The organism is Aliivibrio sp. S10_S31, assembly GCF_014694495.1.
GTDB classification, from domain to species: Bacteria; Pseudomonadota; Gammaproteobacteria; order Enterobacterales; family Vibrionaceae; genus Aliivibrio; species Aliivibrio fischeri.
In genome coordinates this window covers 1-258 of the sequence record NZ_JAAUWR010000150.1, presented here as the reverse complement: position 1 = coordinate 258, position 258 = coordinate 1, and the positions used below count along the sequence as shown (strand labels likewise).

The window sequence follows — 258 nt, the reverse complement described above, 5'->3', positions numbered from 1 at the left end:
GTGTGTTCGAGCCAGACACATTACCCGCAGCATCAGTTTCACGCACCGTAATTGAGTTGTCACCTTCAACCACCGCAGGAGGGGTTGTTGACCAACTGCCATCTGCAGCCTGATATTCAACTGTATTACCCACTTCGCTTGGCGTTACTGTGAATGAACCATCATTCGTTAATAAATCACCATCACTAATACCCGAGTCAGTATCCAATGTGATCGTCGGAGCATTCGGCGCTTGCGTATCAAGCACAAAATCTAATG

1 protein-coding gene is annotated in these 258 nt (G+C 47.3%); it reads right to left on the bottom strand.

Annotated features, from left to right (window positions below; translation table 11 throughout):
- Positions 1–258 (bottom strand): Ig-like domain-containing protein (locus HC728_RS20010; protein WP_190395998.1); only part of this gene is annotated, 258 nt, incomplete at both ends.